Genomic DNA, 5,621 nt, shown 5'->3' with positions numbered 1-5,621 from the left:
GCGGCTCGCGGGGGCGGGGGACCCCGCCCTGGATCCCATCGCCACGAGTATCGACCAGGCCGTCGCCGCGCTGGGGGACGCCGCGACCGAGCTCGGCCTCTATCTGGCCGAACTCCCGGTGGACGCGGCCGACCTCGATGCGGCGCTCGAGAGACGGCATGATCTCAGGGCGCTCACCCGGAAGTACGGGACCGACGTGGACGACGTGATCGAATGGGCCGCGAAGGCGCGCATCCGCCTGTCCGAGGTGGACACCTCCGACTCCGCTGTGGCCGACCTCACGGCCACGGTCGCGAGGCTCGCCCTCGAGCTGGAGGAGCGGGGCGCCGAGCTCACCGCCATCCGCAGGGCGGCGGGGGAGGACCTCGCACGACGCGTCACCTCGGAGCTGGCCGAGCTGTCCATGGGCGGAGCCGGGCTGGTCGTCAGGGTCACCCCTGCCGGGGACGGCCTCGCCGCCGCGACGGAGTCCGGCCTGGACGACGTGGAACTGGCTCTCGACGGGCCGTCGGGGGTCGTCCCGTTGGGCCGGGGGGCCTCCGGCGGCGAGCTGTCCAGGGTGATGCTGGCCCTGGAGGTCGTCCTGGCGGAACGTTCCGGTGGCGGGACGTTGGTGTTCGACGAGGTGGACGCAGGAGTGGGTGGACGCGCCGCGCTGAGCATCGGCAAGCGTCTGGCCAGGTTGGCCAGGACCCACCAGGTGATCGCCGTGACCCACCTCGCGCAGGTCGCCGCGTACGCGGACACGCACCTCGTGATCCACAAGGCCGCGGACTCCACGGGTGGGGACGGTGTCGTGTCCGGTGTGCGCGCGGTCGACGATTCGGACAGGGTCATCGAACTCGCGCGGATGCTCGCCGGGATGGAGGACACCGACACCGGTCTCGCGCATGCCGAGGAGCTCCTCGGCAAGGCGCAGTCGGAGAAGTCTCAAGCTCAAGTCGACCGTTAATCCGACACGCCGAACCGACCTCCCTCGTCACTCGAATCACACGCGTGATACTCGGGCACATGAAGATGACGGGTCTGCTCAATCGCCGCTCCAACGATCTCGCCGGTGTGGTCGGTACCGTCCGCCAGGTCCGGGCGGGATCACCGGTCCCCCGCAAGCTCGGCTCCAAGGACGTCGCCGTGCTCGACCTCGACCGGACGTCGGCGGCCACCGCCCGCGCCGTCGTCGAGGCCGATGTCGCCGCCGTCGTCCACGTGCCGCGCCCCGGTGAGGAGATGCTGCCCCGTGCCGCGTTCCGGATCCTCGCCTCGTCGACCATCCCCGTCATCGAGGACGCGGACCTCGCCGAGGTCGAGGACGGGACCCGGGTCCGCATCGACGAGGGCGTGGTCTACTCGGTCAAGACCGAGGGCCAGCTGGCCAGCGGCCGTGAGGTCGGCCCCGAGACCCTCCTCTCCGAGGTCCACGCCGCGGAGAACGGGTACGTCGAGTCCGCGCTGGCGCACCTGGCCAACGCCACGGAGTTCCTCAGCCTCGAGCACCAGTTGCTCCTCGACGGCGAGGGCCTTCCCGGGATCGACGTGGACTTCACCGGTCGCCACGTGGTGGTGGTGACCGGGGACCGGGCCTCGGAGGCGCAGCTCTCCGATCTCAAGCCCTTCATGAAGGAGTACCGACCGCTGGTCGTGGGTGTGGACGGGGGAGCCGAACTGCTGCGTGCGGCCCGGATCTCCGCCGACGTCGTGGTCGCGACCCCCACCGGGGTCTCCGACGAGGTGCTCACGGACGGCGCGGTCCTGGTCGTGCCGGCGGATCGCGACGGCAGGGCCGAGGGGCTCGAGCGGGTCACGGAGCTGGGCGTGGGGGCCACCACGTTCCCCGCCGCGGCGACCGCACGCGACATGGCCCTGCTGCTGGCCTTCCACGGCGGAGCCGAGATGATCGTGGTGACCGGCGACGACCGCGGACTCGAGAACGCGTTCGGCGCCTCCTCCGCACCGTCGTCGACCATGGTCGACACCGCCGTGTCGTCCCGCCTCGTCCACGCCGACGCGTGCGCGACTCTGTACCGCTCGCGAGGTGCCGGGATCGGGCTGGCCCTCGTGGTGCTCGCGGCGCTCATCGCGGTGGCCGCGGTGGTGGTCGCCCGCGACTCCGCCCAGGACCTGCTCATCTGGGCCATCGACGCATGGAACACCTTCGCCCTCTGGGTCCAGGGGCTCGTCCGTTGATCTCTCTGCGTCGCCACGTTCTCACGCTGGTCGCCGTGTTCCTGGCCCTGGGGCTGGGGGTGGTCCTGGGGTCGACGTCCGTGGCGACGTCGATCCGGGACGCGGTGGTCGACCGCGAGGAGACGACGGCGGCGCAACTCGAGTCGACCCGGGCCGAGTCGGCCGAACGGCGACTCGCCGTCGACCGGCTCGACGACATGGCCGGTGAGCTCGCCCGGCCGGTACTGGACGGCACCCTCGAGGATCGCCCCGTGCTGGTCGTGGTGGCCCCCGGGGCGTCCGACGAGGACGTCAGCGCCGCCGTCGACGTCATCGGTGCGGCCGGCGGCATCGCCGCAGGACGGGTGACACTCACCGACAAGGCCGTCGACCCGGATGCCGACGCCGAGGTCCAGGCACTCGTGGCCAACCTGCCGATCGGAGACGCACCGGCCACCGATGCGGACCTGGGGACCCAACTGGGTACCGCCGTGGGCCGTGCCGGGTTGCTGCGGACCGAGGACGCGGAACCACACCTCGACGACGACGACCGCGAGACGGTCCTCACCACCCTGTCGGACGCGGGACTCGTCGAGTTCGAACCCGGCACCCTGAGACCAGGTCAGCTGGCGCTGGTCGTCACAGGCCCCGGCGAGGCCGAGTCGACCGCGGTCCGGGTGGCCTCGTTCGCGCGGACCCTGGACCGCGAGGGCGCGGGAGCGGTCGTGTCGGCCGAACTCACGGGCGCTCAGGGTTACGACGCGGTCACCGTGCTGCGCTCCTCCGGCGAGGACGGTGTCTCGACCGTCGACTCCGCGGGCTCGGACTCCGGCCGGCTGGCCACGGGGCTCTCGCTGGCGGAGCAGCTCGCGCGGGGGCAGGGACACTACGGGCTGCGCCCGGATGCGACCGCGGCGGTGCCGTCGCTCCCCACCGCGCCCGCTCGGTGATAGCCTGAAGCCCCGTGGGGTGCACCGGAGCCACACCAGCATTCATCCATTCCGGCGTCTGGACACGGGAGTCCCCTTGGCACTGAACCGAGCCGCATCGCGGTCCGCGACCAAGCACATCTTCGTCACCGGTGGCGTGGCGTCGTCGCTGGGTAAGGGGCTCACCGCCTCCAGCCTGGGGCAGCTTCTGACCGCGCGCGGACTCCGCGTGACCATGCAGAAGCTGGACCCGTACATCAACGTGGACCCGGGGACGATGAACCCGTTCCAGCACGGGGAGGTGTTCGTCACCGAGGACGGTGCGGAGGCCGACCTCGACCTGGGGCACTACGAGCGCTTCCTCGACCGCGACCTGAGCGCCAACGCCAACGTCACGACCGGCCAGGTGTACTCGGCCGTCATCGCCAAGGAGCGTCGCGGCGAGTACCTCGGGGACACCGTCCAGGTGATCCCGCACATCACCGACGCGATCAAGGAACGCATCATCGCGATGGGCGCGCCCGATGAGCAGGGCCGCCGCCCCGACGTGGTGATCACCGAGGTCGGTGGCACGGTCGGCGACATCGAGTCCCAGCCCTTCCTGGAGGCCTGCCGGCAGGTCCGCCACGAGGTCGGACGCGAGAACATCTTCTTCCTCCACGTCTCACTGGTGCCGTACCTCGCACCGTCGGGTGAGCTCAAGACCAAGCCCACCCAGCACTCCGTGGCGGCGCTGCGGTCCATCGGTATCGTCCCGGACGGCCTCGTCCTGCGGTGCGACCGCGAGGTGCCGGACGGGCTCAAGTCCAAGATCGCGCTCATGTGCGACGTGGACCTCGAGGGCGTGGTCTCCACCCCCGACGCCCCGAGCATCTACGACATCCCGAAGGTGCTCTTCGGTGAGCATCTCGACACCCACGTCATCCGCAAGCTCAACCTGCCCTTCCGGGACGTCGACTGGACCGTGTGGGGTGAACTCCTCAAGCGAGTCCACGAACCGCGCGAGGAGGTCGAGATCGCCCTGGTGGGCAAGTACATCGACCTGCCCGACGCCTATCTGTCGGTGACCGAGGCCCTGCGCGCCGGCGGGTTCGCCCACCGGGCGAGGGTCAACATCCGGTGGGTGGAGTCCGACGCCTGTGCCACCGAGGCCGGCGCGCGGGAGGCCCTCCGGGGCGTCGACGGCATGCTGATCCCCGGCGGTTTCGGTATCCGTGGGATCGAGGGCAAGCTGGGCGCCATCTCGTGGTCGCGGAAGAACCGCATCCCATTGCTCGGACTGTGTCTGGGCCTGCAGTGTTCGGTCATCGAGGCGGCCCGGTCGGTCGGGCTCGACGGGGCCTCGTCCAGTGAGTTCGAGCCGGACACCGAGCATCCGGTGATCTCCACGATGGCGGACCAGGTCGACGCCGTGGCCGGCAACGCCGATCTCGGCGGGACGATGCGCCTGGGCGCGTACCCGGCCGTGCTCACCAAGGGGTCCCTGGTGGCGGAGGCGTACGGCGCCACGGAGATCTCCGAACGGCACCGACACCGGTTCGAGGTCAACAACGCCTACCGCGACAAGGTCGCCGAGTCCGGTCTGCGGTTCTCCGGCACCTCGCCCGACGGCCACCTGGTGGAGTTCGTCGAGTACCCGCCGGAGCAGCACCCCTTCTTCGTGGCCACCCAGGCCCACCCCGAGTACAAGTCGCGGCCGACACGCCCCCACCCGCTGTTCGCCGCGTTCATCAAGGCGGCCCTGGACTACGAGAACGAGATGCGACTTCCGGTCGAGCCGTGGCGGGCCGACCAGTCGGGTGGGTCCGCTCACGCGACCGTCGCCGCTCCGGACGCCAAGACGTCCAGCGTGCGTGCCGATGACGTCGATGCCGAGCTGACCTCCGACGTCCGCTCGGACGGGAGCTGATCGAGGTGACCGACTCCGGTGCCCCCGGGTCGCACGAGTACCGCACCATCGCCAGTCGGGAGGTCTTCGACGGCCGGATCGTCCGGCTGCGTGTGGACACCCTCACGATGCCGGGCGGGGGCACCGCCGACCGCGAGATCTGCGGTCACGACGACGCTGTCGCGGTCATCGCCCTCGATGACTCCGATCAGGTGACGCTGGTCCGTCAGTACCGCCACGCGGTGGGGGAGCGGCTCTGGGAACTGCCGGCCGGACTGTGCGACGTCGACGGCGAACAGCCGGTCCAGACCGCGCAGCGCGAACTGGTCGAGGAGACCGGGCTGGAGGCGAGATCCTGGGAACCGGTGATCTCGATCGTTCCGTCGCCGGGATTCTGCACCGAACGCGTCCACGTGTTCCTGGCCAGGGGCCTGCGCGAGGTGACCCGGCCGGAGGCCATGCACGAGGAGGCGGACATGGAGGTGGCCCGGATGCCGTTCTCCGAGGCCGTGGACGCCGTCCTGGACGGGCGGATCGTCAACGGCATCGCCGTGGCCGGCATCCTCGCCGCGCGCGCGTCGATCGCCGGGCGCTGACGGGGCGTCCTGGCGATGACGCCGGCCGTGCCGCGATGACCCGGT

The 5,621-nt window shown here is 71.0% G+C and carries 3 protein-coding genes and 2 pseudogenes; all 5 read left to right on the top strand.

Going from position 1 to position 5,621, the window contains the following annotated elements:
- A pseudogene (locus G6018_RS07650) lies at window positions 1-952 on the top strand (DNA repair protein RecN); the annotation flags it as partial.
- 59 nt (window positions 953-1,011) lie between these two features.
- On the top strand, window positions 1,012-2,184 hold the full coding sequence (steA, locus tag G6018_RS07645) for a putative cytokinetic ring protein SteA (RefSeq protein WP_182639297.1): 1,173 nt from the start codon (window positions 1,012-1,014) through the stop codon (window positions 2,182-2,184).
- Entirely contained in the window at window positions 2,181-3,113 is a 933-nt protein-coding gene (locus tag G6018_RS07640; RefSeq protein ID WP_241731263.1) for a copper transporter, read from the top strand. The genes steA and G6018_RS07640 overlap by 4 nt, the downstream gene beginning before the upstream one ends.
- A 76-nt stretch (window positions 3,114-3,189) precedes the next feature.
- A pseudogene (locus G6018_RS07635) lies at window positions 3,190-4,869 on the top strand (CTP synthase); the annotation flags it as partial.
- 137 nt (window positions 4,870-5,006) lie between these two features.
- Entirely contained in the window at window positions 5,007-5,576 is a 570-nt protein-coding gene (locus tag G6018_RS07630) for an NUDIX hydrolase (RefSeq protein ID WP_179525180.1), read from the top strand.
- Window positions 5,577-5,621 lie beyond the last annotated feature (45 nt).

Source organism: Dietzia sp. DQ11-44 (genome assembly GCF_014145205.1).
Lineage (GTDB): Bacteria > Actinomycetota > Actinomycetes > Mycobacteriales > Mycobacteriaceae > Dietzia > Dietzia natronolimnaea.
Note: the sequence above shows the minus strand (reverse complement) of the source record. Positions and strands in the feature narration are given on the sequence as shown.